This is a genomic window from Gillisia sp. Hel_I_29 (genome assembly GCF_000744275.1).
In the GTDB taxonomy this organism is placed as follows: Bacteria; Bacteroidota; Bacteroidia; order Flavobacteriales; family Flavobacteriaceae; genus Gillisia.
Genome location: NZ_JQLP01000005.1, coordinates 2,027,532 through 2,053,270, shown reverse-complemented (window position 1 = coordinate 2,053,270; position 25,739 = coordinate 2,027,532). Strand labels below are relative to the sequence as shown.

At 34.2% G+C, this 25,739-nt stretch carries 24 protein-coding genes; 11 read left to right on the top strand and 13 right to left on the bottom strand.

Annotation, left to right across the window (positions count from 1 at the left end; translation table 11 throughout):
* Positions 1-33 precede the first annotated feature (33 nt).
* The 8 genes from P163_RS14515 to P163_RS14480 all read right to left on the bottom strand — a co-directional run bounded on the left by P163_RS14515 (position 34) and on the right by P163_RS14480 (position 7,361).
* A complete protein-coding gene (locus tag P163_RS14515) occupies positions 34-828 on the bottom strand; it encodes an SDR family oxidoreductase (protein ID WP_034892802.1) in 795 nt (264 codons plus the stop codon).
* Positions 822-1,874, bottom strand: coding sequence for a type III polyketide synthase (locus P163_RS14510; protein WP_034892799.1), 1,053 nt, complete (start codon positions 1,872-1,874; stop codon positions 822-824). The genes P163_RS14515 and P163_RS14510 overlap by 7 nt, the downstream gene beginning before the upstream one ends.
* Positions 1,875-1,880: 6 nt before the next feature.
* Complete coding sequence (locus P163_RS14505) at positions 1,881-2,594, bottom strand: methyltransferase domain-containing protein (protein WP_034892796.1); 714 nt, start codon at positions 2,592-2,594, stop codon at positions 1,881-1,883.
* Positions 2,591-3,718, bottom strand: a complete 1,128-nt coding sequence (locus tag P163_RS14500) for an NAD(P)/FAD-dependent oxidoreductase (protein ID WP_034892793.1) — start codon at positions 3,716-3,718, stop codon at positions 2,591-2,593. Before P163_RS14500 ends, P163_RS14505 begins: the two co-directional genes overlap by 4 nt.
* Before the next feature lie 74 nt (positions 3,719-3,792).
* Entirely contained in the window at positions 3,793-4,488 is a 696-nt protein-coding gene (locus P163_RS14495; protein WP_034892791.1) for an OmpA family protein, read from the bottom strand.
* An 11-nt stretch (positions 4,489-4,499) separates the two neighbouring features.
* Positions 4,500-4,979 carry a lipocalin family protein gene (locus P163_RS14490; protein ID WP_034892788.1) on the bottom strand — a complete coding sequence of 160 codons (480 nt, stop codon included), beginning with the start codon at positions 4,977-4,979 and terminating at the stop codon, positions 4,500-4,502.
* Positions 4,980-5,063: 84 nt separating this feature from the next.
* Positions 5,064-5,225 carry a DUF1328 domain-containing protein gene (locus tag P163_RS18225; RefSeq protein ID WP_034892785.1) on the bottom strand — a complete coding sequence of 54 codons (162 nt, stop codon included), beginning with the start codon at positions 5,223-5,225 and terminating at the stop codon, positions 5,064-5,066.
* A 129-nt stretch (positions 5,226-5,354) separates the two neighbouring features.
* Entirely contained in the window at positions 5,355-7,361 is a 2,007-nt protein-coding gene (locus P163_RS14480) for a dehydrogenase E1 component subunit alpha/beta (RefSeq protein ID WP_051931257.1), read from the bottom strand.
* A gap of 126 nt (positions 7,362-7,487) precedes the next feature.
* On the opposite strand from P163_RS14480, the gene P163_RS14475 reads away from it, so the two are divergent.
* From P163_RS14475 to P163_RS14445, 7 genes are all read left to right on the top strand, one after another.
* Positions 7,488-8,438, top strand: coding sequence for an isopenicillin N synthase family dioxygenase (locus tag P163_RS14475; protein ID WP_034894427.1), 951 nt, complete (start codon positions 7,488-7,490; stop codon positions 8,436-8,438).
* A 2-nt stretch (positions 8,439-8,440) separates the two neighbouring features.
* Complete coding sequence (locus P163_RS14470) at positions 8,441-8,797, top strand: translation initiation factor (protein WP_034892782.1); 357 nt, start codon at positions 8,441-8,443, stop codon at positions 8,795-8,797.
* A 26-nt stretch (positions 8,798-8,823) separates the two neighbouring features.
* Positions 8,824-9,753, top strand: a complete 930-nt coding sequence (locus P163_RS14465; protein WP_034892779.1) for a DUF1835 domain-containing protein — start codon at positions 8,824-8,826, stop codon at positions 9,751-9,753.
* A gap of 1 nt (position 9,754) precedes the next feature.
* The gene (locus P163_RS14460; RefSeq protein WP_034892776.1) at positions 9,755-10,621 is read left to right on the top strand and encodes a nucleoside phosphorylase; all 867 of its coding nucleotides are present in this window, start codon (positions 9,755-9,757) and stop codon (positions 10,619-10,621) included.
* A gap of 74 nt (positions 10,622-10,695) precedes the next feature.
* The gene (gene ppk1 / locus P163_RS14455) at positions 10,696-12,738 is read left to right on the top strand and encodes a polyphosphate kinase 1 (RefSeq protein WP_034892773.1); all 2,043 of its coding nucleotides are present in this window, start codon (positions 10,696-10,698) and stop codon (positions 12,736-12,738) included.
* On the top strand, positions 12,735-13,586 hold the full coding sequence (locus P163_RS14450) for a substrate-binding domain-containing protein (protein WP_034892771.1): 852 nt from the start codon (positions 12,735-12,737) through the stop codon (positions 13,584-13,586). Before ppk1 ends, P163_RS14450 begins: the two co-directional genes overlap by 4 nt.
* Positions 13,587-13,620: 34 nt before the next feature.
* A complete protein-coding gene (locus P163_RS14445; protein ID WP_034892768.1) occupies positions 13,621-14,214 on the top strand; it encodes a hypothetical protein in 594 nt (197 codons plus the stop codon).
* A 3-nt stretch (positions 14,215-14,217) separates the two neighbouring features.
* Here P163_RS14445 and ung read toward each other — a convergent pair whose 3' ends face one another.
* Positions 14,218-14,883, bottom strand: coding sequence for a uracil-DNA glycosylase (gene ung / locus P163_RS14440; protein ID WP_034892765.1), 666 nt, complete (start codon positions 14,881-14,883; stop codon positions 14,218-14,220).
* Positions 14,884-14,929: 46 nt separating this feature from the next.
* On the opposite strand from ung, the gene P163_RS14435 reads away from it, so the two are divergent.
* Positions 14,930-17,119: an endonuclease MutS2 gene (locus P163_RS14435; RefSeq protein ID WP_034892762.1), complete on the top strand. Its 2,190-nt coding sequence runs from the start codon at positions 14,930-14,932 to the stop codon at positions 17,117-17,119.
* A complete protein-coding gene (locus tag P163_RS14430) occupies positions 17,119-17,535 on the top strand; it encodes a thiol-disulfide oxidoreductase DCC family protein (protein WP_034892759.1) in 417 nt (138 codons plus the stop codon). The genes P163_RS14435 and P163_RS14430 overlap by 1 nt, the downstream gene beginning before the upstream one ends.
* Here the strand turns inward: P163_RS14430 and P163_RS14425 are convergent.
* Together P163_RS14425 and aroC are read right to left on the bottom strand one after the other, a co-directional pair.
* Positions 17,522-18,871, bottom strand: coding sequence for a dicarboxylate/amino acid:cation symporter (locus tag P163_RS14425; RefSeq protein ID WP_034892756.1), 1,350 nt, complete (start codon positions 18,869-18,871; stop codon positions 17,522-17,524). The two genes, P163_RS14430 and P163_RS14425, sit on opposite strands and share 14 nt — an antisense overlap.
* A gap of 18 nt (positions 18,872-18,889) precedes the next feature.
* Positions 18,890-19,954 (bottom strand): chorismate synthase, encoded by a 1,065-nt coding sequence (gene aroC / locus P163_RS14420; RefSeq protein WP_034892754.1) that lies wholly within the window; start codon positions 19,952-19,954, stop codon positions 18,890-18,892.
* A gap of 174 nt (positions 19,955-20,128) precedes the next feature.
* On the opposite strand from aroC, the gene P163_RS14415 reads away from it, so the two are divergent.
* Entirely contained in the window at positions 20,129-20,965 is an 837-nt protein-coding gene (locus P163_RS14415) for a UDP-2,3-diacylglucosamine diphosphatase (protein ID WP_034892751.1), read from the top strand.
* Positions 20,966-20,993: 28 nt separating this feature from the next.
* Here the strand turns inward: P163_RS14415 and P163_RS14410 are convergent, their stop codons facing one another.
* The gene (locus P163_RS14410) at positions 20,994-23,909 is read right to left on the bottom strand and encodes an FAD-binding and (Fe-S)-binding domain-containing protein (RefSeq protein WP_034892748.1); all 2,916 of its coding nucleotides are present in this window, start codon (positions 23,907-23,909) and stop codon (positions 20,994-20,996) included.
* Between the two features lie 138 nt (positions 23,910-24,047).
* Between P163_RS14410 and P163_RS14405 the strand changes: the two genes are divergently transcribed.
* Positions 24,048-24,563, top strand: a complete 516-nt coding sequence (locus P163_RS14405) for a hypothetical protein (protein ID WP_034892745.1) — start codon at positions 24,048-24,050, stop codon at positions 24,561-24,563.
* 36 nt (positions 24,564-24,599) lie between these two features.
* Here the strand turns inward: P163_RS14405 and bshA are convergent, their stop codons facing one another.
* Complete coding sequence (gene bshA / locus P163_RS14400; protein ID WP_034892742.1) at positions 24,600-25,736, bottom strand: N-acetyl-alpha-D-glucosaminyl L-malate synthase BshA; 1,137 nt, start codon at positions 25,734-25,736, stop codon at positions 24,600-24,602.
* Positions 25,737-25,739 lie beyond the last annotated feature (3 nt).

Sequence of the window (25,739 nt, the reverse complement as noted above, 5' to 3'; positions counted from 1 at the left end):
TCTAATTTGATGAGATTATTTCAGAAAAAAATGCTATTTAAGATGTTCCCCACCATTTACAGGAATTATGGTTCCAGTAATCCAGCTTGCTTCATCTTTACTTAAGAGATAAACCGCATTAGCAATATCATTAGGAACGGTTAATCTTTTGAACGGATTGTGCTTTAATGCATGCACTCTCAAAGTTTCATTGCCGGGAATCATTTGGAAAGATCTGGTAACTGTAACTCCCGCCTGAATGCAATTCGCTCTAATTCCATAAGGAGCAAATTCTAAAGCCATACTTCTCGTTATAGATTCTAAGGCAACTTTTGCCGCTGAAACTGCAGCATAATTAGCCCATGCTTTTTTATTTCCTTCACTGGTAAAAGAAATGATACGAGCATCTTTAGCAAATAGTTTTGCTTGAAAAACAGCTTCAGTCCAATCATATAAAATAATGGCCATTGCATCTATGGTTAAAGCAAAATCTATATTTTCCAAAAAAGGACCCTCACCAGTCATTGGTTTCAGATTTCCTTTAGCAATACTATGAACCAACGTTCTAATTTTACCTTCGGAACCTAGAACCGCTGTAATTTGCTCAATTAACTCACCTCTTTTTTCCTTTTGAATCGCATCAGCATTAAAACTTTCAAATTTTACACCGGTACCTCTAATATCATCAAAGGCTTCTTCAATATCTGGAATTTCACTTCTTCGATTTCTATGAATAATGATAATATTCATACCATGATGCGCCAATTTCCTAGCTGTAGCAAGGCCAAGCCCACTGCTTCCACCTAAAATAAGTGCCCAATAATTAGTTCCCTTAAATTCTTCTACCATTCTATTAAAATTCTTTGTGCAGAGAATCCGGGTCCAAAACTTAGCATTAAGCCTTGTTCTCCTTTGGCCATCTCTTTGTTTAAAAATCTTTCTAAAACATAAAGTACGGTTACACTGCTCATATTTCCGAATAATCGTAAAACTTCGCGTGTATCGTCAATATTCTTTCCTAAGGTACCAAAAAGATCAGAAACTGTTTGTACAATTTTCTTACCTCCCGGATGAAAAATTAGATGATCTACATTTTGAATATTCGTACCGTGTTTCTCTAAAAATGGATGTATGATCTGTGGAAAATGATCTGAAATTGTAGCGGGAACACTTTCATCTAAGATCATCTGGAGTCCGCTATTTACCACTTTAAATCCCATTAAATGTGTAGCGTCAAAAAAGTGGTACATTTCTTCGCCTATTATCTTAGGGCCTTCAATATTTTCTTCTGAAGATAATAGAACACAGGCAGCGCCATCTCCAAAAATGGCAGCGCTCACCATATTAGCCATGCTAAAATCTTCTAATTGAAAGGTAGCCGTTGGACTTTCTACGGCAATCACTGCAGCGCGTTTTCCAGGATTTGCCTTTAAAAAGTTATAAGCGTAGATCATTCCTGAAATTCCTGCCGCGCAACCCATTTCGGTTACCGGTAATCTGGTAATATTTTGTCTTAATTCCAGTTCATTAATTAGATACGCATCTAAAGAAGGGATCATAATACCAGTACAGCTTACAGTAATGATATAATCTAACGACTTTGGATCCCAATCTGTATTATTCAGCGCGTTGGTTAAAACGGAGGTTCCTAATTTCTTAACCTCACGTATATAAATATCATTTTTATCTTCAAAAGAAGTAGCTGTAAAAACTTCTTCAGGAGCCATAATAGAATACCTTTTATCTACGGCTGCAGCTTCAAATATCTTTAAGATCTTCCTTTTGAATCTATCATCTTGCCCATCCAACCATGCCTCTACTAAAGGTAAAACATCTTTGGTTTCACGTGAATATTTTGGTAATTCTTTTCCAACATTAACTATAGTTACGCTCATATAATTTTATTTCTGAATGATCCATTGATATCTAAAAGCCCATTTCCAAGTGATTTCTTGATTTTTAGCACTGATATGCTTGGAGTATTTTTCTAAATCTTCCTTTTTGAAGCCTCTTAAAATGGAGATAAGTCCATCTTTTCTGGCAATTTCATTATTGATAAAAACAAAACAGAACGCCTGAAACAATCTATACGCAATTTTGCTTCTTTGTAGATCGTTTATAACCACCCCTAACCTTGACTGCTCTATGAACAGTTGCATTAATTGCACAATTTCTGCATCTTTAAAATGATGTAGGGTTAAGGTACAAAGTACTACATCAAATCTCTCATTTTTATAGGTTTCGCTAAAAATGTTTAATGCTTTAAATTTAATTTCGGGAAATTCAACAGATAATTTTCGGCCAATATCCATAGCATATTCATTGGCATCAATTCCAAATAATTGAAGTTTATAGCTATTACTTCTGCCCCATTTCGCTATTTCTCGAAGTACAGCCCCATTTCCGCAGCCAACATCTGCAATGCTATAGGTAACCTCTTTTGGAAGACCTTGAAGCAATTCTTTCACTCCATCTAAGGTAATCTTATTTCCACCCAACCATTTATTTATGTTGTCGAGATCATTGAGTGTCTTTTCTAGCTCTTCACCTTGAAGATCGAAATCGTCCATGATCTCTGCTTCCTCTGTTCTTTTATCAGTATTTATTTTATTCATACAATGGGGCTACCGTGGGTTTTTTTTATAATGAATGGCAAGATTGAAGGAATAATACTCACTACTTTTTGAGTGCTCTCCGCTAAAATTGGGTTTAGTAATACTCTTTGAAGTATTCCACCAAATTTTAACCTTGAGCTGAAATTAGATTTCCATTGGGAGCAATATTCCTGTTCCAGTGCCATACGATCTAACTTAAAATCGTTATAATTATTTATAATTGCTTCTGAAGCTAATTTTGCGCTATGCATAGCCATAGCCATACCGTTTCCACATAGCGGATGAATTAAACCAGCCGCATCTCCTAACATTAAAATATGATCTTCTACAATTGATTTTCTTTCAAAAGATATTTGTGCTATGCTTAGATCCTTATCAAATAACTGCGTAGAATTTTCAAAGAATTCTTTTAAGTAGGGATTCTTGTAAAGTACATTCAACTTAAAGGCTTCAGGATCTTTATGCTTTTTAAAACTTTTATAGGTTGCCAGATAACATACGTTAACAGCGCCTGTTTCGGTTTTTGAAAGTCCGCAATATCCACCTTCAAAATTATGTAACGCCACTGTGTCTTCAGGAAAATTTGAATTTGAGTAATGCGATTTAATTCCTAACCATCCGTTTTTATTCTCAATAAATTCTCTTTTTAATTTCTTGTCAAGATTTGATCTTTTACCATAAGCGCCAAGCACCAAATCACTTACAATAGATCTAGAATTTGAAGTATCTACCCTAAATTTTTCTTCAATGAAAACAACGTCAACAGCAGTATCTTGCAATACCTTCACTCCAATCTTAACTGCTTTTTGATATAGGAAATGATCTAAAGCATATCTACTTAAACCAATTCCACCAAGATCAAGCTCAGTTTCAATTTTATTACCAGCGGTGGTACTATATATTAATTTTGAAATATGCTCCGGAGAGAGTTCCTCCAGATCTACCTCTAAAGATTTTAGATAGGGCAGAATTTCTGCCGAAATATATTCACCACAAACTTTATGACGTGGGTATGCATCCTTTTCTATTACGCAAACTTCAAAACCATATTTGGATAAATGAATAGCTGCAGTAAGTCCTGCTAATCCACCACCTAATACGGTCACCTTTTTTTGTTCTTTCACCTTTTGAAGATACTTAAAAGAATAAAAAAACCCGGGAAGTTCCCGGGTTTTTATTAATAATATAAAATAAATGCTTATTCTTCAGAAGTAGCCTGTTCAGCTTCTTGCTTCATTTTCTCATTAGCAACAATCGCTAATTCTACTCTTCTGTTCTTAGCTCTACCATCTTCAGTAGTATTATCATATTTAGGCTGAGATTCACCATACCATTTAGTATCAAATCGTCCACGAGAAAGACCATTATTTACTAAATAAGAAGTTACAGCTTGTGCTCTGTTCTTAGATAATGTTAGGTTATAGCTTTCGCTACCTGTATCGTCTGTATGACCTTCAACTAATACGTTGGTGTCTGGATATTCTTTAAAAATACCAATAAGTTTTTTTAATGTTTCTTGAGATTTAGCGTTAACACTATATTTCTCTGAATCAAAATAAACTCCACTACTTTCATCAAAAGTAACGTTGATTCCTTCACCAACTCTTTCTACTTCTGCTCCAGGAATTTCTTGCTCTATTTGTTTAGCTTGTTTGTCCATTCTACTACCAATGTATCCACCAGCAGCACCACCAACAACACCACCAATAATAGCACCTAGTGCAGTGTTTCCTCCTTTAGTATTGTTACCTATAACTCCACCTAAAACAGCTCCACTTGTTGCACCTATTACAGCACCTTTTTGCTTATTGTTTGCATTTTTTGTAGCCTCGCAACCTACCAATAAACTGGCAGACATAAAAACAGCTGCGATTGTATTTAATCCTCTTTTCATAATATCTAATTTTAAATTTTAGTAAAGTTCATTCTAATTACAAAAGGTTTCCCTTCTAAAGTAACGGTTTGTTCCCAGATCATTGAAGTTTCTGATAATGAAACAAGATTTAATCTAAATCCTTGGTTTCCAGTAGTAGATTTATGCTTACTATCTGTTGGTTTTAATAAGAAATCAAAACTTCCAGCAGCAGAATTCTCTTCATCTACAGCCCAATTGAAATAACGTTCTCCAGCAGTGCAATCTGCTCCTGCTACAGAATAGTTACCTTGGTTGTTGTTCGATACAAATGTCCAAGAACTACCTTTAAAACATGCAGCCGAAGCATCGTTAAATAATGTTACGTCAAAAATTCCGGTATTGTTTGGGTAAGTAACGCTGTTTAGCATCCAATTCCCGTCAAATGATTTTCTTGCTTGAGTGGCTACCTTGCTAGGTCCACAAGAAACAATAAGTAACGCCGCAGCAATTACAAATAACAATTTTTTCATGAGTTATAAGTTTAGTTTAGGTATTAAAAAAATCCAATCGAATCATAAATTTATGACTGATTGGATTTTTATGTTGTTTACTAATTATCGTCTAAATAATCTACTTATTAAAGAGATTACAAGTAACACGATAAAAATATAAAAAATTATTTTTGCTATGTCTGCTGATCCTTCAGCAATACCACCAAATCCAAAGATTGCGGCTACAAGAGCAATAATTAAGAAAATAACGATTAATCGTATCATAATATTAGTTTTATTGATTAGCTGAAACTAAATTACTCTTCGTCTAGGCCCTGAACAAAAGATTATTAATTATTTAACAATGATTGCGTTAAGATGTCTTAATTATTAATAAATCATCATAATGTTTTATTAATATGATATTAATTCGTCTAACTTTTCCTTAATACGCTGCTTAGATAAATACTGCTCTTCTAGCATAGATGCGAACGGTATTGGAGTCTCTAAACTGCTCAATCTTAATACCGGAGCATCTAGATGTTCAAAACAATTTTCTGTTATCATGGCAGATATATCTGAAGCTATGCTTCCAAAGCCGGAATCTTCTGTTATAATTAAAACTCTACCAGTTTTCTTCACAGAACTATAGATTGCTTCACTATCCAGAGGTTGTAAAGTTCTAAGATCCAATAGATCTACACTGTACTCTTCATTATTATTTAAAATCTCCAGGCTCCAATGTACTGGAGCTCCATAAGTAATAATTGTAGCAGTACTTCCTTCTTTCAGCAACGCCGCTTTGCCAAAAGGAATGGTATAATAATTAGTTGGAACTTCCTGTCTAATACTTCTATATAAGCCTTTATGCTCAAAGAACAATACCGGGTTTGGATCATTAAATGCTGTATTTAATAAACCTTTTGCATCATATGGAAATGCGGGATAAACAACTTTTAATCCCGGAGTTTTAGTAAACCAGGCTTCATTTGTCTGACTATGAAATGGCCCTGCTCCTACTCCAGCACCACAGGGCATTCTCACAACTACATCTGCATTTTGTCCCCAGCGGTAATTTACTTTAGCCAAATAGTTAACTATGGGATTAAAGCCAGAGCTCACAAAATCTGCAAATTGCATTTCTACCATAGATTTTATTCCTTTTATAGAAAGACCCATGGCAGCTGCTACAACTCCAGACTCGCATATAGGTGTGTTTCTAACTCTGTGTTTTCCAAATTCTTCAAGAAATCCATCTGTTATTTTGAATACCCCTCCATAATCTGCTATATCCTGCCCCATTAGAACAAGATCCTTATGCTTTTGCATAGATTGTTTTAATCCTAGCGATATAGCATCAATAAATCTAATTTCTTCTACTTCTTTACCTGCAGAAAATTCTTCATGCTCATAATAGCTATACACATCATTTAACTCTGTTTCCAGATCTGCAGTTATAACTGCTTCATCAAAAGCCATTTGTAGATGTTCATTTATTTCAGATTTTATCTCTTTTTGGTATTTTGTATGTATCTCCTCAGTAAGAATATTATTTTCTTCCAAAAAATTCTTAAAATTTAAAATTGGGTCTTTGTCTGCCCATTCTGTCATCAATTCCTCAGGAACATACTTTGTACCACTCGCTTCTTCATGCCCACGCATTCTAAACGTTACGAATTCTAATAATACTGGCCTTGGATTTTCTCGAACGCTTGCGGCAATTTCTGAAACCTTATTATAGACTTCTAAAATATTATTCCCATCTATTTTATGAGCTTCCATTCCATATCCTATCCCTCTATCCATAATATTTTTGCAACGAAACTGCTCTGTAGTTGGTGTAGAAAGCCCGTACCCATTATTTTCTACGCAAAATAATACCGGAAGATCCCAAACCGATGATATATTAAGAGCTTCATGGAAATCACCTTCACTAGTTCCACCTTCTCCTGTAAAAACAGCGGTAATTTTTTTTTCATTTTGTAGCTTATGAGCCAAGGCTATTCCATCTGCTACTCCTAATTGTGGACCAAGATGAGATATCATCCCAATGATCTTAAACTCTTGGGTTCCAAAATGAAAGCTTCTATCACGTCCTTTAGTAAACCCATTGGCCTTTCCTTGCCATTGAGAAAACAGTCTATATAATGGTATCTCCCTGGTAGTAAATACTCCAAGGTTTCTATGCATTGGCAGTATGTACTCATCTTCTTCTAAAGCACTAGTTACTCCAATAGAGATCGCTTCTTGGCCAATTCCGCTAAACCATTTAGAAATTCTTCCCTGTCTTAATAAGATAAGCATCTTCTCCTCTATGAGTCGTGGCTTTAGCATTTTTTTATATAGATCGAGAAGTTCTGAATCTTTAAGATTCATTCTAGAAAATTTCATCATTGTATTGGGAGAAGTTATGGTTGCCATAATTAAGATTAGTTAACCAAATGTAATTAATTTTAAAACTAAGTTGTTTAACGTATAGAAAAATAAATACTACCGTAAATTTAATTAACTTTGTTAGTTCACTAATTTAAAAGCACTGAAATGGCAATGAATAATATACCTAGCGTAGATCTATCAGATTTTTTATCTGAGGATCCCAAAAGGAAACAAAAATTTGTTGATGAAATTGGGAAAGCCTATGAGGAGATAGGTTTTGTGTCCTTGAGAAATCATTTCTTAAGCGATGATCTTGTTGATGAATTATATAAAGAAGTAAAGTCTTTCTTTGATCTACCTTTAGAGATTAAGGAGAAATATGAAATTGAAGGTCTTGGAGGACAGAGAGGTTATATTTCTTTTGGAAAAGAGCATGCTAAGGGCAAAAAAGAAGGAGATCTTAAAGAATTTTGGCATTTTGGTCAGGAAGCGTCGGCAGATGCAGCTTTAATTGAAGAGTATCCAGAAAATGTACATGTTGAAGAACTTATGGACTTCAATCATACAGGTATGGAAGCCTATAGAATGTTAGAGAAAACAGGAATTTATGTTCTAAGAGCTCTAGCTATATATATTGGTTTGGATGAGCATTATTTTGATCATTGGGCAAGTAATGGTAATAGTATATTAAGACCTATTCATTATCCTCCAATTAATGAAGAGCCTAAAGGAGCTGAACGTGCCGGTGCACATGGAGATATAAACCTCATTACCCTACTTATGGGGGCTTCTACAGGAGGACTGCAAGTATTGCGTAAAGATGGAGAGTGGATTGATGCCATTCCATCAGAAGATGAATTGGTTATTAATGTAGGTGATATGTTAGAAAGACTTACTAATAACAAATTAAAATCTACTATACATAAAGTTATTAATCCGCCTAAAGACCAATGGGGTAAACCTAGATACTCGATACCATTCTTTATGCATCCACGAAGTGAGATGCCACTAAATTGTCTTGAGGAGTGTATAGATGAAAATAACCCAAAGCAATATGAAGATATAACTGCAGGGGAATTTTTACATCAAAGACTTGTAGAAATAGGACTTATCAAAAAATAATTATGGCAAAGAAAAAGTTAGGATTGGAAGATCTTGGCGGTTTCGTATTTTCAACTAATGACGATTTTGACCCTGATATAAATAGTCAGAATTCAAATGATGAGACTCCCGCGCCAAAAGATCAACGATTAGAAGCTCATTTTAGCAATAAAGGTCGCGGTGGCAAAACTGTAACAGTCATTAAAGGTTTTGAAGGTAGCGATGAAGATCTAAATATGTTAGGAAAATTGCTGAAGAAGAAATGCGGTGTGGGAGGATCTGTGAAAGATGGTGAAATTATTATACAGGGAGATGTGAGAGAAAAGATCATAAAATTCCTAAAAGATGATGGTTATAAGGTAAAGAGAGTGGGTGGCTAAATTTATTACGGTTAAACTATAAAAACATGGCAAATCAATTGCATATTACCAACGGTGATGGGTTAACCGATACTATTAAACAGCTAAATCTAGGTGGAGAAACTGTAGTTTGGCGCGAGATGCTTTGTGAAGGTCCTACGGTTTATGAACTGGGATCTGAAGAATTTATTGAGCTTCGTACTAATTTTCTAACTTCACATTATAATATCACGAAAGATTATTATCAAACTCAATTTCTAGAAGAGCTTTATAAATTGTCTAAGGTTAATGAGTTTGATGAAGTTGTGCTGTGGTTCGAGTTCGATCTGTTTTCTCATATAAATATGCTGGCTATGATAAGCCATTTGGAAAATCTTAAACTTAATGTTCCTGTTTACCTAGTGTGTAGTAAGAAGCTTAAAGGAGAAGCAGAATTTAATCCTCTCTCTCAATTAAGTCTTAAAGATCTTAATAATCATTATGTAAAACGAATACATCTTAATGAAGATGATCTAGAAATGGCTGCTTTAATGTGGCAATTATATAATGGAGAAAATCCACAGAAATTAAAGTTGCTTATTAAAAAGAAAACCAACTTTGAATATCTTTCTAGCTGTATTAGAGCGCATATTGAACGTTTTCCCAACTCAACAACAGGAATTAATACCCTAGAAAAGAATATTCTAAAACTTATTGATAGAAATAACATCTCCAGTAAAAATCAGCTATTAGGATACGCTTTGGAGTATCAAGGTTATTTTGGTTATGGAGATTCTCAAATGCAGCGAATCTTAGATAAATTAGATCGATTTTATAAAGAAGAGAATAACCAGATTCAATTAACTGCCGAGGGTACGGAAGCCCTTAATGGTTCGCGCAATTTTTATCAAGTACTTAAAAACGATGAATTTTTTGGTGGAGTTAAAATGTATGATTTTTTATATGACTCTGTCTCACATAATATTTTAAAACTATAGCATGACTTTAAAGGCTTCAGAATTTATACAAAATCCAGATGGTAGTGTTTATCACCTAAATTTATTACCACATCAACTTGCAAATACTGTTATTACGGTTGGAGATCCTGATAGAGTGGCTCAAGTAACTAAATATTTTGATGAAGTTGAAGTTAAGGTTCATAAAAGAGAATTTCATACTCAAACCGGATATTACAAAGGTAAACGCATAAGCGTGATCTCCACCGGAATTGGAACCGATAATATAGATATTGTCTTTAATGAATTGGATGCCCTTGTTAATATTGATTTTGAAAGTCGAGAGATCAAAAAGGATCTTACATCATTAGATATTATCAGAATTGGAACATCAGGAGCTATTCAGAAGGATGTGGCCTTAGATAGCTTTTTAGTTTCTGAAATGGGAGTAGGATTTGATTCCTTATTACATTTTTATAAGGCGGATGAGATTTTAGATATCGATTTTGCTCAAGCCCTAAAAAAGCAGCTTCAACTAAAAGATACCAATGGTTTGCCATATGTAGTGGCTTGCAATAAAGATCTTGCCTCTAAGTTTAGTGATGGTTATTCTAAAGGTGTTACTGTAACTAACTGCGGATTTTATGGCCCTCAAGGGAGAGAATTAAGATTGCCGCTAAGCATGCCAGATCTTAATGATCTTATGGCTTCTTTTGAATTTAACGGAAAAAGAATTACCAATCTAGAAATGGAAACAGCCGGTATTTATGGTCTTTCAAAATTGCTAGGTCACCGTGCAGTTTCTTTAAACGCTATTATTGCTAATAGAGCTACCGGAGCTTTTAGTGCAGATCCAGGTAAATTAGTAGATGATCTTATTAAATTAAGCTTGGAGAAATTGGTGAGCTAATAGTTTTGCTTTTAACACAACATTAAATTTCTCAACTCTCTCATCTTTGTATTTTTGTTGAAACTATACAATATATGCTATCAGATCCTGAGACCCAGTTAAGACATAGAGACCTTAATTGGTTAAGTTTTAATGAGAGGGTTTTACAAGAAGCTGAGGATAAGAATAATCCTCTTTATGAGAGAATTAAATTCCTTGCAATTTTTTCATCTAATTTAGATGAATTTTTTAGAGTTAGAGTTTCACAACTTAGACAGATAAAAAGGGTTGAAAAAAGTATTCGAAAGAAGCTTGCTTTAAAACCTAATAAGATCACCAAACAGATACTTTCCGAGGTAAAGGTTCATCTAAATAGATTTGGAAACATTTATCACGAACAGATAATTCCAGAACTTGCTGAAAATGGAATATACTTGGTTGAAAGTAATGATTATAGCAGTAAACAAAAAGAATTTGCTGCTGCCCTGTATAAAGATAACATTGCTCAATACCTAAAACCCCAAAAAATAGACCTTACTCAAGATTCAGATCTATTTCTTGAAAATAATATACTTTATTTTGCTATCACTTTTAAAAACAGTGATCATTTAGGGGTTGTGAACATTCCTGCAGAAGAGTGCGGTAGATTTGTAGAATTTGGCGATAATGCAATCACTTATATAGATGATATTATTAGATATGAAATACCGAGTTTATTTCTAAAGGAGGAAATATTGGGTGTTTATGAAATTAAAATGTCTAGAGATGCAGAGCTTTATATAGAAGACGAATTTAATGGGGTTCTCGCAGAAAAGATTTATGCTTCATTAGCTCAAAGAACAGATGGCCAACCTACAAGATTGCTATATGATGCAAAAATGCCGGATGACGTTCAGAAAAACATAAGAAAACTACTTAATTTAGGGAAGATAGATATGATGCCTGGTGGGCAATATCATAATTTCAGCGATTTCTTTTCTTTTCCAGATCCTGGCAAAAAAGAAGCACTTCATCCTAAGGCACGTCCTGTAATTAAACATAAAATATTAGAATTTGCTGAAAATTACTTTAAGGTGATCTCAGAAAAAGATCAATCTGTCCATTTCCCATATATGAGTTTTGATTATGTGGAAAATTTTGTTGAGCAAGCTGCTGTAGATCCTGATGTTGAAATAATAAAAATATCACTATATAGAATCGCAGATGAATCTAAATTGACTTCAAGTTTGCTAAAAGCATTAAAGAATGGTAAGAAAGTTACTGTATTTGTAGAAGCTAAAGCTAGGTTTGATGAAGAGAACAATATTGTATGGGGAAAGAAATTTGAAGAGAAAGGTGCAAATGTAATTTACAGTTACCCTAAGATAAAAGTTCACTCTAAAATAATGATGGTTGGAAGGCGTGAAGGTGAAAAGCTTAAGAAATATGCTTATATAGGTTCCGGAAATTTCAATAGTAAAACCGCTTCCCTATATTGTGATCATGCAATTTTTACTGCAAATAAATACATAACCAAAGAACTAGCTAGAGTATTCAAGGTCTTGGAAGGCTCATTAATTATACCAAGAGAGAAGCATTTACTTATTTCTCCTTTTTCTACTAGAAGAAGGTTTACAGAAATGATCATGCAAGAAATTGAAAATGCAGAGAATGGAATTAAAGCAGAGATCACTGCTAAGATGAATAGTCTTGAAGATCCACAAATTATAGAATGGCTATATAAAGCAAGCAATGCCGGCGTAAAAATTAGACTTTTAATTAGAGGTTTTACCTGTTTGATACCTGGAGTTAAGGGGCTTAGCGAAAATATTTATATTACAAGTATATTAGATCAATTTTTGGAGCATGGTAGAATATATGTATTTGAGAATGGCGGAGATCAACAAGTATTTTTTGGAAGTGCAGATTGGATGACGCGTAATTTAGACAGAAGAATTGAAGTGATTGCACCAATTTTAGAAGAAGATATAGCTCAAGAATTCAAAGATATCTTTCAAATTCAACTAAATGATAATGTAAAAGCTAGAATTCAGGATTCGGAAGAAACGAATACTTACGTTCAGAAAAAAGAAGGAGACAAAGAGGTGAGATCTCAATTTGAGATCTATGAATATCTAAAAGAAAAGCATAGTATATGAGAACTATAAGAATTGGTGGTGTACCAGAACATTTCAATCTGCCTTGGCATTTAGCAATGGAAGAAAATGATTTTGAAAAAGAAGGCTTAAAAATAGAATGGACAGACTTTCCAGGAGGTACTGGAGATCTTAACACCGCTCTAAGAAATAAAGAAATAGACGTTGCTGTAATACTAACAGAGGGTATTATAAAAGACATAATTGCAGGAAATCCATCTAAAATTGTTCAAACTTATGTGCAGTCTCCTTTAATTTGGGGAATTCATGTAGCCGAAGGATCTAAATATCATTCGTTAAAGGATTTAGAACATTCCAAAGTAGCTATAAGTAGAAATGGTTCGGGATCTCAGTTAATGGCCTATGTAAACGCAAAGAATGAAGGATGGAATTCAAGTGATCTTAAGTTTGAAATAGTTGGGAACATAGACGGAGCCGTTAGTGCTTTACAAGACAATACCGCTCAATATTTTATGTGGGAGCATTTTACCACAAAACCTTTGGTAGATAATGGAACCTTTAGAAGAGTTGCAGACTGCCCTACTCCATGGCCATGTTTTGTAATAGCGGTTAGAAATGAAATTTTAGAATCAAATGAAATAGAAATAGAAAAGCTTATTAAGGTTATTAATAAAAAAACAGTGAGTTTCAAAAACATCTCAAATATAGAACGAACACTAGCTAAACGTTATGACCAAAAGATCGAAGATATTGAGGAATGGCTACAAATAACCGAATGGAGTCAGACAAATCTAACAGAGCAGGAAATTGAAAATGTTCAGGAAAGTTTAATAGATCTTAAGTTAATTTCAAAAAAAGTTGATAGTTCTAACATTATTTATAACTTGTGAGCAATAAAATGTTAGAATAACATCCACAACTAATATGAAAAAACTATTACTTCCTCTGTTATTATTATGCTTTTCAATTTCGTTTTCTCAGGAAATTACTGATGATCCTAATTTGGATTCTGAAGAGGTTTTTAAAAGAGATACTGCTAAAAATGAGTTGAGTATTGGAACTTTTAATCTGGTTGTTTTTGGAGCTTTAGATCTAGCATATGAAAGAATACTAACACCACATTCTAGTTGGGCTGTTGAGGGATTTGTATTAGCGCTAGATCGTGATAGTGAAGATGTAGGCGATGCTTTTACTAAAGATTTTTCGCTTACGGGAAAATATAAATATTTCTTTAGTGAAAGAAGAACAGCTTGGGGTTTTTATGTAAATGGCTTTGCCATGGTTTCTTCCGGTGAATATTATAAATATAGAGAGATCTATAATGATGGTTATTACCAGAGTGAAAGAGATTACAATAACTATACAGATCTTGCCTTAGGATTTGGTCTTGGAGGGAAGTTTGTCTCTAAACAAGGTTTCTTTTTGGATCTGAATGCAGGAATAGGTAGAAATTTATTTAATGATAACTCTCCAACTATTGTAGGTCAATTTAACGTGAATTTAGGATTTAGATTTTAGATCTTACCATTCAATTTCATTTTTTCCATGAGCATTTAGATAGGTGTTGGTTCTGCTGAAATGTTTATTTCCAAACCAGTATCCTCTATTAGCACTTAAAGGTGATGGATGTCCGCTAGTAAGAATGCAATGTTTATTTGGATCTATTTTCGCACCTTTCTTTTTGGCATAACCACCCCAAAGTAGAAATACAACATTTTTATTTTCTTCAGAAATGCTCTTAATAACGGCATTTGTAAATTTTTCCCAGCCTTTATTCTTGTGAGATGCAGCCTCGTGAGCTCTAACAGTAAGTACCGAATTTAGTAAAAGTACTCCTTGCTTTGCCCAATGCTCTAAATTGCCGGTGCTAGGTATATTCTTTCCCAGATCTTCATTTATTTCTTTATAAATATTTACCAAAGATGGTGGTATAGCAACTTCCTCTGGAACGGAAAAGCATAAACCATGAGCTTGATTAGGCCCATGATATGGATCCTGTCCTATTATAACTACCTTCACTTCATGAAATGGAGTTAAATTGAAAGCTTCAAAAATGTTGGAAGCTTCAGGATAGCAGATGAAATTTTTGTATTCTGATTTTACAAAGCTCACTAAATCTTCAAAATAGGGTTTTTCAAATTCAGAATTTAAAACCTTTTTCCAGCTATTATGGATATCCACCTTCATATTATTTAAGTAAATTTGTAGAACCCAAAATTAGGGAAAATTACCTATGATAAAAATTGCAGCCAAAACTCTTCTCGATCTAGAATTTCCTACCGTTTGCAAACAGATAAGCGAAATGTGTATTACGCAAATGGGAACAGATAAAGCCCTCGAGATAGTACCATATACCACTCCCAAAGAGGCATTGTTCGGACTTCACCAAACTAATGAATACTTAGACTCCTACAATCAAGAAAGTAGAATACCTAATCATGGTTTTGATAGTATCAATAAGGAGATTAGAATGCTTGGAATTGAAGAAGCAGTGCTAGAGCTTGGAAGCTTTCGTAAAATTTCTTCATTAGCAGAAACAGCGAATACTCAGATTAGATTTTTCAACAAATTTCAAGAACTTTATCCTTCTTTGTTTGAAACAACAGAGCCTATAGAATATACAAAGGCTATAACTGAAAAGATCGATGAGATCATTAGTAAATATGGGGAAGTTAAAGATGAAGCCACTCCCCTTTTATTGAATACCAGACGTTCTATGAACGCAGTAAAGGGTAAGATAAACACTAGTTTTGGAAGCGCACTTACCACATATAACGGCTATGGATATTTAGATGAAATTAAAGAAAGTGTAGTAGAAAATGTACGAGTGCTTGCCGTAAAAGCAATGTATAGGAAAAAAGTTAAAGGTGGCATTTTAGGGAATTCTAAAACAGGTAGTATCGTTTACATTCAGCCTGAAGCTACAATGAACCATACCAGAGAGCTTAACAATCTGGAATATGAAGAAAAAGAAGAAATCAATAGAATTTTAAAAGCGCTCACCAATTTTTTAAAACCTTATAAAGAGCTACTTTTAGAATACCAAGATCTGCTAAGTGAGATAGATGTAATATCTGCAAAAGCAAAATATGCCAGAGAGATCAACGGTATACTGCCAAAGATCACCAAAGAAAGAGAGCTTAGTCTAAAGGATGCCTACCACCCTCTTTTATATAGAAATAATAAGCAACGAGGAGAAAAAACATTTCCACAGAGTATAGGTCTTTCTTCAGATAATAGGATAATTGTTATTTCCGGACCTAATGCCGGAGGAAAGAGTATCACCCTAAAAACTGTTGGTTTACTTCAAGTTATGCTTCAAAGCGGTGTTCTAATACCGGTTCATGAATATAGCAGGATGTGCCTTTTTAATAAGATCTTAACCGATATTGGTGACAACCAATCTATAGAAAATCATTTAAGTACTTATAGTTATCGCTTAAAGAATATGAATTCTTTTCTCAAGAAATGTGATAATAAAACCCTATTCCTTATAGATGAATTTGGAACCGGGAGTGATCCGGAATTGGGAGGTGCTTTGGCTGAAACATTTTTGGAGGTTTTTTATGAGCGAGAATCTTTTGGGATCTTAACTACACATTACACCAATTTAAAGATGTTGGCAAATGAGTTGCCTAATATGACCAATGCTAATATGATGTTCGATTCTAGAACGCTGGAACCTATCTATAAGCTTCAGTTAGGAGAAGCAGGAAGTTCATTTACATTTGAAGTCGCACAGAAAAATGGAATTCCATATAGTTTGATCAACAGATCTAAGAAAAAAGTAGAGCGAGGAAAAATTAGATTTGATAAGAGCATAGCAGATCTGCAAAAAGAGCGAAGCAAGCTCAAAAAGACTACAGATTCTCTTAAAAATCAAGAAATTGTAACTGCTCAGCAAAAAGATAAGCTTGAAGAGACCAATGCAAAGATCCAGCAGAAGTTAGAAAGCTATCAAGAATTATACGACTCAAATCAAAGGCTTATTTATCTTGGACAAAAAATTAATGATATAAGCGAGAAATATTTCAATAATAAGCAGAAGAAAGAGTTAATAGGAGAATTCATTAAGATCGTTGAGATCGAAAATTCTAAGAGAACTAAAGAAACTGCAAAACAGGTTAAGATTAAGAAAGCTAAAGAAAAGAAGGTTGTTCAAGAGGCTGAGAAGAAAGTTGAAGTAATAAGACAGCGTAAGAAAGAGGAAAAAAAGAAGATAGAAACTCAACAAATTAAAGAAGCAAATAAAACAAAAGCGCTCTTAAAAGTTGGAGATCGTGTAAGAATGGAAGATGGTAAAGCGGTAGGTTCTATAGATAATATCGAAAAAGGAAAAGCTACAGTTAACTATGGTATTTTTACAACCATTGTTTCTTTAGATCAACTAGAATTGGTACAAGCTGCTAAAAAGAAGAAATAATGGAAAGTTCAATAGATATTAATAAGAAGATCATCTTATTTGATGGAGTGTGTAATCTATGTAATTCTGCTGTAAATTATGTAATTGAGCATGACGCAAAAGATCTCTTTAGATTTGCTTCCCTACAGAGTAAAGCAGGAATTGAGCTTATGGAAGAACGTGGAATTGATCCTAATGCTATAGATTCTATAATATTGATTGAGCCTGGTATTGCTTATTACAATAAATCTACTGCTGCACTTAAAATAGCAAAGCATTTATCCGGTAGTATTTCTTTATTGAGATTTTTCTCTGTACTACCGGAGGGCTTCCGAAACCTGGTGTATGATTTTATTGCCAAGAATCGCTACCAATGGTTTGGTAAAAAAGATGCTTGTATGATTCCTACACCAGAACTTAAAGCTAAATTTTTGTAGATACCTCTTCTCTTTCTACAGGAGTGGTTGTAGCATCAGCATCGTAATTATCATCCCAATCTTTTACGTTAGGAGGTCCTAATTTATCTACAGATTTTGCAACGATCATTGCTACTGCAGCATCTCCGGTTACATTTACCGTTGTTCTACACATATCTAATGGTCTATCTATAGCAAAGATCAATGCCAATCCAGCTTCCGGAATTCCTGCTTGTGCTAGAACAATAACCAACATTACCATTCCTGCTCCAGGAACAGCCGCAGAACCAATAGAGGCTAAAGTTGCTGTAGCAATTATTCCTAATTGAGTACCAAATGAAAGGTCCATCCCAAAGGCCTGTGCAATAAATACTGCAGCTACCGCCTGATATAAACTTGTTCCATCCATATTAATAGTAGCTCCAATAGGAAGTACAAAACTTGCCACTTCCTTATGTACGCCCATATGCTCTTCTACTCTCTCCATAGTTACAGGCAAAGTTGCAGCACTAGAGCTTGTTGAGAATGCTAGTAGTTGTGCCGGAGCCATTCCATTAAGAAAGAAAGAAGGTTTATTTTTTGTAACGATCCATACCAGCAGCACATAAAAACCGATCATTAATGCTAATCCTATTAGTACTGTTAAGGCATACATAGCTAGTGCTGCAAATAGATCTGTACTTGGAGATTCTACCACCAATGCAGCCAACAATGCAAATACACCATAAGGAGCAGTAAGCATTATGAGATCTATCATTTTGAGAATTACTTCATTAAAGCCATCAAAAAAGTCTTTTACCGGTTTACTTTGCTTTTCAGGAATTAAGATTAGTCCAATACCAAAGAAAATTGCAAAGAAAATAACTTGAAGCATATTAGAATTATCACTGGCTGCACCAAAGATATTTGATGGTACAAGATCTTCTAAAGCCTGAAGTGGGCCTGCATCCTTCTGTTTTTGAGCATCTGCAATTCTAACATTAGCATCACCTTCATAACTAGAGATAAGATCATCTCTAGTATCTTGATTTATGGCACTACCTGGTTTTATTAAATTTACTAATGCTAATCCTATAGAAACAGCTATAACGGTAGTTCCAATATATGTAAGAATAGTTCTAGTTCCCATTTTGGATAGCTTAGAAATATCTTTAAGATCTGAGATACCCTTAATTAAAGAGGCTAGAATTAAAGGAACCGCAATTAATTTAAGCGAGTTTATAAAGATATTCCCAAAAGGCTTAATCCAATCTCCAACGAAATCTGGTCCCCATGAAAAATTAGTTAGTACTAATGCGAAAAGAACTCCTAAAGCCATTCCCAATAAAATCTGCCAGTGCAGCGCTAATTTTTTCATAGTAAAGTATTGTTGCAATTATATTTTTGAAATTTTGTTTTGTAAATAGAAATCGGCTATTACTAACGCAGCCATAGCATCTACTATAGGTACCGCTCGTGGTACCACACAAGGGTCATGCCTGCCTTTTCCCTGCATTTCAACTTGCAGACCTTGAGAATTAATGGTTGGTTGTTTTTGCATGATGGTAGCCACAGGTTTAAATGCTACGGTAAAATAAATATCCATACCATTAGAGATTCCTCCCTGAATGCCACCGCTCAAATTTGTAGTTGTGCTGCCATCAGAATTGAAAAGATCATTATGTTCACTTCCTTTCATCTTGGTACCTTCAAATCCACTTCCGTATTCAAAGCCTTTAACCGCATTAATAGAAAGCATTGCTTTTCCTAGTTCTGCATGTAACTTATCAAATACAGGTTCTCCAAGACCCTTAGGAACATTTTTTATAACGCACTGCACCGTACCGCCAACGGTATCTCCCTGACTTCTTATGTCTTTAATATAATCTTCCATACGCTGTGCAACAGCCGTATCTGGACATCTTACAGGGTTAGACTCTATTAAATTAAGATCTATAGTCTCTAAATTTTTATCTAAGCTTATATTTCCCACAGAACTTGTAAAAGCGTGAAATGAGATATTAGGTATTACTTGCTTGGCTATGGCACCACCTACAACTCTACTAGCTGTTTCGCGTGCAGAAGAACGGCCACCACCTCTATAATCTCTAATTCCATATTTCTCATCATATGTATAATCTGCATGGGAGGGTCTGTACGTATCTTTTATATGAGAGTAGTCTTTAGATTTTTGATTTGCATTTTTAATCACAAAGCCAATAGGAGTTCCAGTAGTTTGTCCCTCAAATATCCCTGAATAGAATTCAACTGTATCTGGTTCTTTTCTTTGAGTTACAATTGCAGATTGCCCCGGTTTTCTCTTATTAAGATCTTGCTGAACTTTCTCAAGATTTATTTTTATTCCTGCAGGACAACCATCAATTATTCCACCAATGGCAGCGCCATGTGATTCTCCAAAAGTGGTTAATTTAAAAAGCTTTCCGAAAGTATTTCCGGCCATAAAATCGATTTTGAACAAATGTAATTTTTTAACTACATATTTAAAAGTCTATTCCCTATTAATATTCTCTTAACAAACTAATCATTAATTAATCTTTTGATAAGAATACTTTAAAAAATGCCTAATCCAATTAAAAGATTAATAAGGTTTCTTTGAGATATAATTAATTCGAAATTGCAAAAGAGAAGAGATATTGAACTCGTAGTAATCTCAGATATACATCTGGGTGTTCTAGGATGCAATGCAAAAGGACTATTGCATTACCTTAATTCTATACAGCCGAAAAAGCTTATTCTAATAGGTGATTTTATGGAGCGCTTGCAATTTATAAAAAGCCATATTCCAAAAGATCATTTAGAAGTGATAAACAAGATCATTAAGTTAAGCAATAATGGAACCGAAGTGATCTATATTACCGGCAGTCATAATGAGATGCAATTTAGCGGACTGAAACTTGGAAATTTTGTTGTAGTAGATAAACTTGTTCTGGATCTGGACGGAAAATTAGCGTGGTTCTTTAACGGTGATGTTCTAGATTTTTCTTTTCTATATTCTAAGTGGCTTGCAAATATTGATGTATGGAGCTATAATGTTATTCTGAAAATCAATAAACTCTTTAATTGGAATTTGATTACATCTGAGAAGAGAAAATTCTCCAAGTCTAAAAAAAATAAGAACAATCTGGAACTTAATATTAAAGATATTCAACTTTTCGAAAAAAGAGTATCAGATCTTGCCATAGAAAATGAATATAAATATGTAATCTCTGGTCATACTCATCAACCAAAGATCATAAGAAAAACTAATATATATGGTACTTGTCTTTATCTTAATTCTGGTAAATGGATAGAGAATTTAACTACTCTAGAGTATAATAATAAACGATGGGAATTGAACAAATTTGATGAAAATACCCTGACTAAAAAGGAAATCGAGACTGCGCCAATGGAGCGAATTTTAGATCTCATTACAGCAATAACCATTCTAAATAAAGTGAGACCTCAGAACTAAATTTGAGGTCTCTTACCTAATGAAAAATCTAAGCTAAAGATTCTCTAAGAATTGTTATTGGATGTTTTGCAATTCTTTTGGTCCCATCAAAGATTTGATGACGACAACTTGTTCCATTAGCGGCAATAATGGTGTCTAAATCGCTTTTTCTAACTGCGGGAAATAAACTTTGATTTCCTATATTCATACTAATCTCATAATGCTCTTGTTCATAACCAAAAGAACCTGCCATCCCACAACAACCTGATGAAATAATGGTTACCATATAATTCTTTGGAAAATTAAGAACATCAAAAGTAACGGCAGAATTAGATAATGCTTTTTGATGACAATGCGCGTGTATCTTAACCTTTTTAGATTCTGAAGTAAAAGCGGAAACATCAATATTCCCTAAAGCCATTTCTTTCTTTAGAAATTCTTCTATTAGAAAACAATTCTTTGAAAGTTGTATAGCTGAAGCTTTATCATCCCCCAATCTTAGATATTCATCCCTAAAAGTTAAGATAGCAGATGGTTCTATTCCTATAAGTGGCGTATCTACAGAAATAAGATCCTTGAAGATAGTTATATTTTTGTTTGCCAACTCTTTGGCTTCCTCTAAAAATCCTTTAGAAATATGACTTCTTCCACTTTCTGAATGAGCTATAATTTTGACTTGATACTTTAGCTTGAATAATAATTCTATGGCATCAATCCCAATGGTAGCATCTAAGTAATTCGTAAATTCATCAGTAAAGAGATAAACCGTTTTAATGGGATTTGTAACAATAAGCCTGTCTTTATTTTCCTTATAATAGTTTGTCAAAGTTTGTTTAGAAAGTTTAGGTAAGGTTCTTTGTTTAGCAACTCCCATTACCTTTTTTGCAATCCCTGAGGTAATATTATTTGTAAATAAAAAATTAGAGATTTTTGGAACTTTTGAAGCTAGTTGGTTCATGCTCGCATTATTAGCAAATGCCTTACTTCTAAAAGATCTTCCATTAGCTTTTTGATATTGAAATTGAAATTCTGCTTTTAATGCAGCAACATCTAAATTAGAAGGACATTCGCTTTTACAGCCTTTACAACTTATACAAAGATCAAAAACTTCTTTTAGCTCTTTATAGTCAAATTTATTAGGCTTGTCAGAATTTGTTAGAAATTCTCTTAAGGCATTTGCTCTAGCTCGCGTAGTATCTTTTTCATCCTTAGTCGCTCTGTAGCTTGGGCACATAGTTCCACCCGCTTCTACAGATTTTCTACAATCTCCACTCCCATTGCATTTTTCTGCAAGTCTTAATATACCTTCAGAATCTTCAAAATTCATTATAGTAGAAACGTTAGGCTCAATTCTATTAGGTACATATCTCAGCGAAGTATCCATTGCAGGAGCGTCTACAATTTTTCCGGGATTAAAAATGTTTTCAGGGTCAAAAATATGCTTGATTTCTATTAAGAGTTGATAGTTTTTAGACCCCACCATCATTTCAATAAATTCTGCCCGAAGCCTCCCATCTCCATGCTCTCCACTCATAGAACCCTTATATTTCTTCACTAAAGTAGCAACATCTTTTGTGATCTTTCTAAAAAGCACTACATCTTGTTCTATCTTTAAATTAAGTATAGGTCTTAAATGCAATTCACCGGCACCAGCATGGGCATAGTACACAGCTTCCTGCCCATAATTTTTCATTATTTGTGTAAACTCAAGAATATAGTTGGCAAGATCTGGAATAGCTACAGCGGTATCTTCTATACATGCTACCGCCTTTCTATCTCCAACCATATTACCTAACAATCCTAAGCCTGCTTTTCTAAGTTCTAATGCGAGCTCTATTTGATCTCCCGTTAAAACGGGTAAAGCATAGGTTAAATTAGATTCCCTTAATCTGTTAAGCAAGATTTTGATCTTATTTTGCAAGTCTTCTTCAGTCTCTGCACGAAGTTCCAGCATTAAAATTGCTTTAGGATCTCCTTCAATAAAAAAACGATTCTCTTTATATTTTAAATTTTCATTGGTGCAATCTAAGATCACTTTATCCATCATTTCACAAGTGAATAATGGGCTTTTCATAGACGGTACTACTGCAAGCATACAGTTCTCAATACTTGTAAAGTGCGCGGCAACCATGGCAGCATGTGTTGGTGGAAGCACATCTAATTGCAAAGTGATCTCTGTAGTAAAGGCCAATGTTCCTTCGCTACCTGACAATAACTTACAAAGGTCAAAATTCTCTTTACCACTAGAGAAAGGTTCAGTTCTAATTAATTCGTCTATAGCATATCCCGTATTTCTTCTGTGTATAGCTTCTTGTGGAAATTCTCGTTTTATTTCTTCCTGAACGGTCTCTGGAGATAAAAGGTGATAAATAGAACTGTAAATTTTATTTTCCAAAAGATCACCATTTAATTTCTGCCTAAAATTTTCTGCGGAAAGATTTGAAAACTCTGCGGTAGAACTATCGCTTAAAATAGTCTTTAAACTCAAGACCTTATCTCTGGTGGTACCATATCTTATTGAAGTAGTTCCGCTAGAGTTGTTGCCAACCATCCCTCCTATCATGCACCTATTGGAAGTAGAAGTATTAGGACCGAAAAACAAACCATATTTCAGAAGTTGTCTGTTAAGATCGTCTCTAATTACCCCGGGTTGAACAATAGCGGTTCTTTTTTCAGCATCAATAGCTATTATCTTAGTAAGATATTTAGAAACATCTACTACCAGACCGCTACCTACACATTGTCCTGCTAGCGATGTTCCAGCCGTTCTAGGAATTAAACCTATGTTATTATTTCGAGCAAAGTTAATGATGGTTTTTATATCTGCTTCAGATCTTGGATAACATACTCCTAAAGGTAATTCTCTATATACAGAGGCATCTGTTGCATATATGCTTCTATGTAATTTATCCTGAAGTAATTCCCCTTCAATAGATAATCCTAACTCTTCTAATGTTGCTTTCATATTGACTCTAAAAGTACGAATTTAGCCGAATTTTGCTTAACAGATCATTAATGATTATTAACAATACATTGGCTTAATGGGGTGTCTGCATTTCAATTTTACAATTAAATTTGCTTTTACAAATTAAATAAATCAGATATGAAAAAAGTATTTTTATTAGCATTGTTTGCCATAGGATTAGGTACAACTTCTAACGCACAAACAATTTCTGAGAATGCACTAGGTCTTAGAATTGGTGGTGGAAATGGATATGGAGCAGAAGTTTCTTATCAACGTGCTATTGGAGGAGACAATAATAGATTAGAGTTTGATCTTGGATGGAGAAATGACGATTCTAGATATAACTCTGTAAAACTAGCGGCATTGTACCAATGGGTATGGAACATTGATGGTGGTTTTAATTGGTATGCAGGTGCCGGTGGTGGTATTGGAAATATTAGCGCTAAAGACGATCGCTACTATGATAAAAGAGATTACAGGTATAAAGATGAAACTTTTGTATTCTTAGCAGGTAACATAGGTATAGAATATAACTTTGATATTCCACTTTTGCTTTCTTTAGACTTTAGACCAGAAGTTGGGTTTATTAATGATAACGATGATATCGATAAATTATCACCAGATATCGCGGTTGGAGTTAGATACCAATTCTAAAAAACAACAAAATAAATTAAAAGCGTAAATTAAATTTTACGCTTTTTTTATTTCTGCCAATGCCTTTTCATATAGTGCTTCATATTGCGGCACAACAATATCAATATCAAAAGTTTTTGCTTGTTCTAAAGCATTTTCTTTAAATCTTTTAAGGGTATCATTATCTTCAAGAATCTTTACCCCAAAATCTCCCATAGCCTGTACATCACCAATTTCTGCAAGGTATCCAGAAACTCCGTGAATATTTACTTCTGGGATTCCACCACTATTGGTGGAAATTACAGGAACACCGTTTACCATAGCCTCTAAAGCAGCCAACCCAAAGCTCTCTTTTTCTGAAGGTAATAGAAACAGGTCTGAGAAGCATAAAATCTTATCTATCTCATTACTTTCTCCAAGGAATACTACCTTCTCCTGAAGTCCTAATTTGGCAACTAAAGCTTCTGCCATTTCCTTTTCAGGACCGGCACCCACCATGATCAGTTTAGATTTTACACTTTTTTGAATAACATCAAAAATTCGAATTACATCTCCTATTCTTTTTACAGCTCTAAAATTACTAACATGAGAAATTATTCGCTCGTCTTCATCTGCCATTAAATGACGTTGACAATCTGTAAAGCCTTTTCGAAATTTAGAAGTATCAATAAAATTTGGAACCACATCGATATCCTTGGTGATCTTGAAAAGATTTAAAGTATCCTTCTTAAGACTTTCAGAAACGGAGGTTACTACATCACTATGATTTATACTAAATGTAACCGCAGGTTTATAAAAAGGATGATTTCCTACCAAAGTAATATCTGTACCATGCAAAGTAGTAACCATTGGAAGTGAAATTCCTTCTTCTTCCAACATCTTTTTAGCCATATATCCTGCGTAAGCATGTGGGATGGCATAATGTACATGTAAAACATCAATCTCATGAAGTTTTACCATATTCACTAATTTACTACTAAGCGCAAGTTCGTAAGGTTGGAAATGAAATAAAGGATACTCTGGTACAGTTACTTCGTGAAAATGTATATTCCTATTAAGCTGTTCTAATCTAACAGGTTGTTTGTAGGTTATAAAATGAATAGAATGCCCTCTTTTAGACAATGCCATTCCAAGTTCTGTGGCAACAACACCACTACCACCAAAGGTAGGATAGCAAACAATCCCTATTTTCATAAA

Coding starts and splice junctions, on each gene's coding strand:
- P163_RS14425 (WP_034892756.1), bottom strand. CDS start 18,871: ATGAAAAAATTAGCGCTGCACTGGCAGATTTTATTGGGAATGGCTTTA.
- ung (WP_034892765.1), bottom strand. CDS start 14,883: ATGAAGGTGGATATCCATAATAGCTGGAAAAAGGTTTTAAATTCTGAA.
- P163_RS14505 (WP_034892796.1), bottom strand. CDS start 2,594: ATGAATAAAATAAATACTGATAAAAGAACAGAGGAAGCAGAGATCATG.
- P163_RS14405 (WP_034892745.1), top strand. CDS start 24,048: ATGAAAAAAGTATTTTTATTAGCATTGTTTGCCATAGGATTAGGTACA.
- P163_RS14495 (WP_034892791.1), bottom strand. CDS start 4,488: ATGAAAAGAGGATTAAATACAATCGCAGCTGTTTTTATGTCTGCCAGT.
- P163_RS14470 (WP_034892782.1), top strand. CDS start 8,441: ATGGCAAAGAAAAAGTTAGGATTGGAAGATCTTGGCGGTTTCGTATTT.
- P163_RS14490 (WP_034892788.1), bottom strand. CDS start 4,979: ATGAAAAAATTGTTATTTGTAATTGCTGCGGCGTTACTTATTGTTTCT.
- P163_RS14480 (WP_051931257.1), bottom strand. CDS start 7,361: ATGGCAACCATAACTTCTCCCAATACAATGATGAAATTTTCTAGAATG.
- P163_RS14460 (WP_034892776.1), top strand. CDS start 9,755: ATGACTTTAAAGGCTTCAGAATTTATACAAAATCCAGATGGTAGTGTT.
- bshA (WP_034892742.1), bottom strand. CDS start 25,736: ATGAAAATAGGGATTGTTTGCTATCCTACCTTTGGTGGTAGTGGTGTT.
- P163_RS14430 (WP_034892759.1), top strand. CDS start 17,119: ATGGAAAGTTCAATAGATATTAATAAGAAGATCATCTTATTTGATGGA.
- P163_RS14445 (WP_034892768.1), top strand. CDS start 13,621: ATGAAAAAACTATTACTTCCTCTGTTATTATTATGCTTTTCAATTTCG.
- ppk1 (WP_034892773.1), top strand. CDS start 10,696: ATGCTATCAGATCCTGAGACCCAGTTAAGACATAGAGACCTTAATTGG.
- P163_RS14475 (WP_034894427.1), top strand. CDS start 7,488: ATGAATAATATACCTAGCGTAGATCTATCAGATTTTTTATCTGAGGAT.
- P163_RS14450 (WP_034892771.1), top strand. CDS start 12,735: ATGAGAACTATAAGAATTGGTGGTGTACCAGAACATTTCAATCTGCCT.
- P163_RS14510 (WP_034892799.1), bottom strand. CDS start 1,874: ATGAGCGTAACTATAGTTAATGTTGGAAAAGAATTACCAAAATATTCA.
- aroC (WP_034892754.1), bottom strand. CDS start 19,954: ATGGCCGGAAATACTTTCGGAAAGCTTTTTAAATTAACCACTTTTGGA.
- P163_RS14515 (WP_034892802.1), bottom strand. CDS start 828: ATGGTAGAAGAATTTAAGGGAACTAATTATTGGGCACTTATTTTAGGT.
- P163_RS18225 (WP_034892785.1), bottom strand. CDS start 5,225: ATGATACGATTAATCGTTATTTTCTTAATTATTGCTCTTGTAGCCGCA.
- P163_RS14465 (WP_034892779.1), top strand. CDS start 8,824: ATGGCAAATCAATTGCATATTACCAACGGTGATGGGTTAACCGATACT.
- P163_RS14435 (WP_034892762.1), top strand. CDS start 14,930: ATGATAAAAATTGCAGCCAAAACTCTTCTCGATCTAGAATTTCCTACC.
- P163_RS14410 (WP_034892748.1), bottom strand. CDS start 23,909: ATGAAAGCAACATTAGAAGAGTTAGGATTATCTATTGAAGGGGAATTA.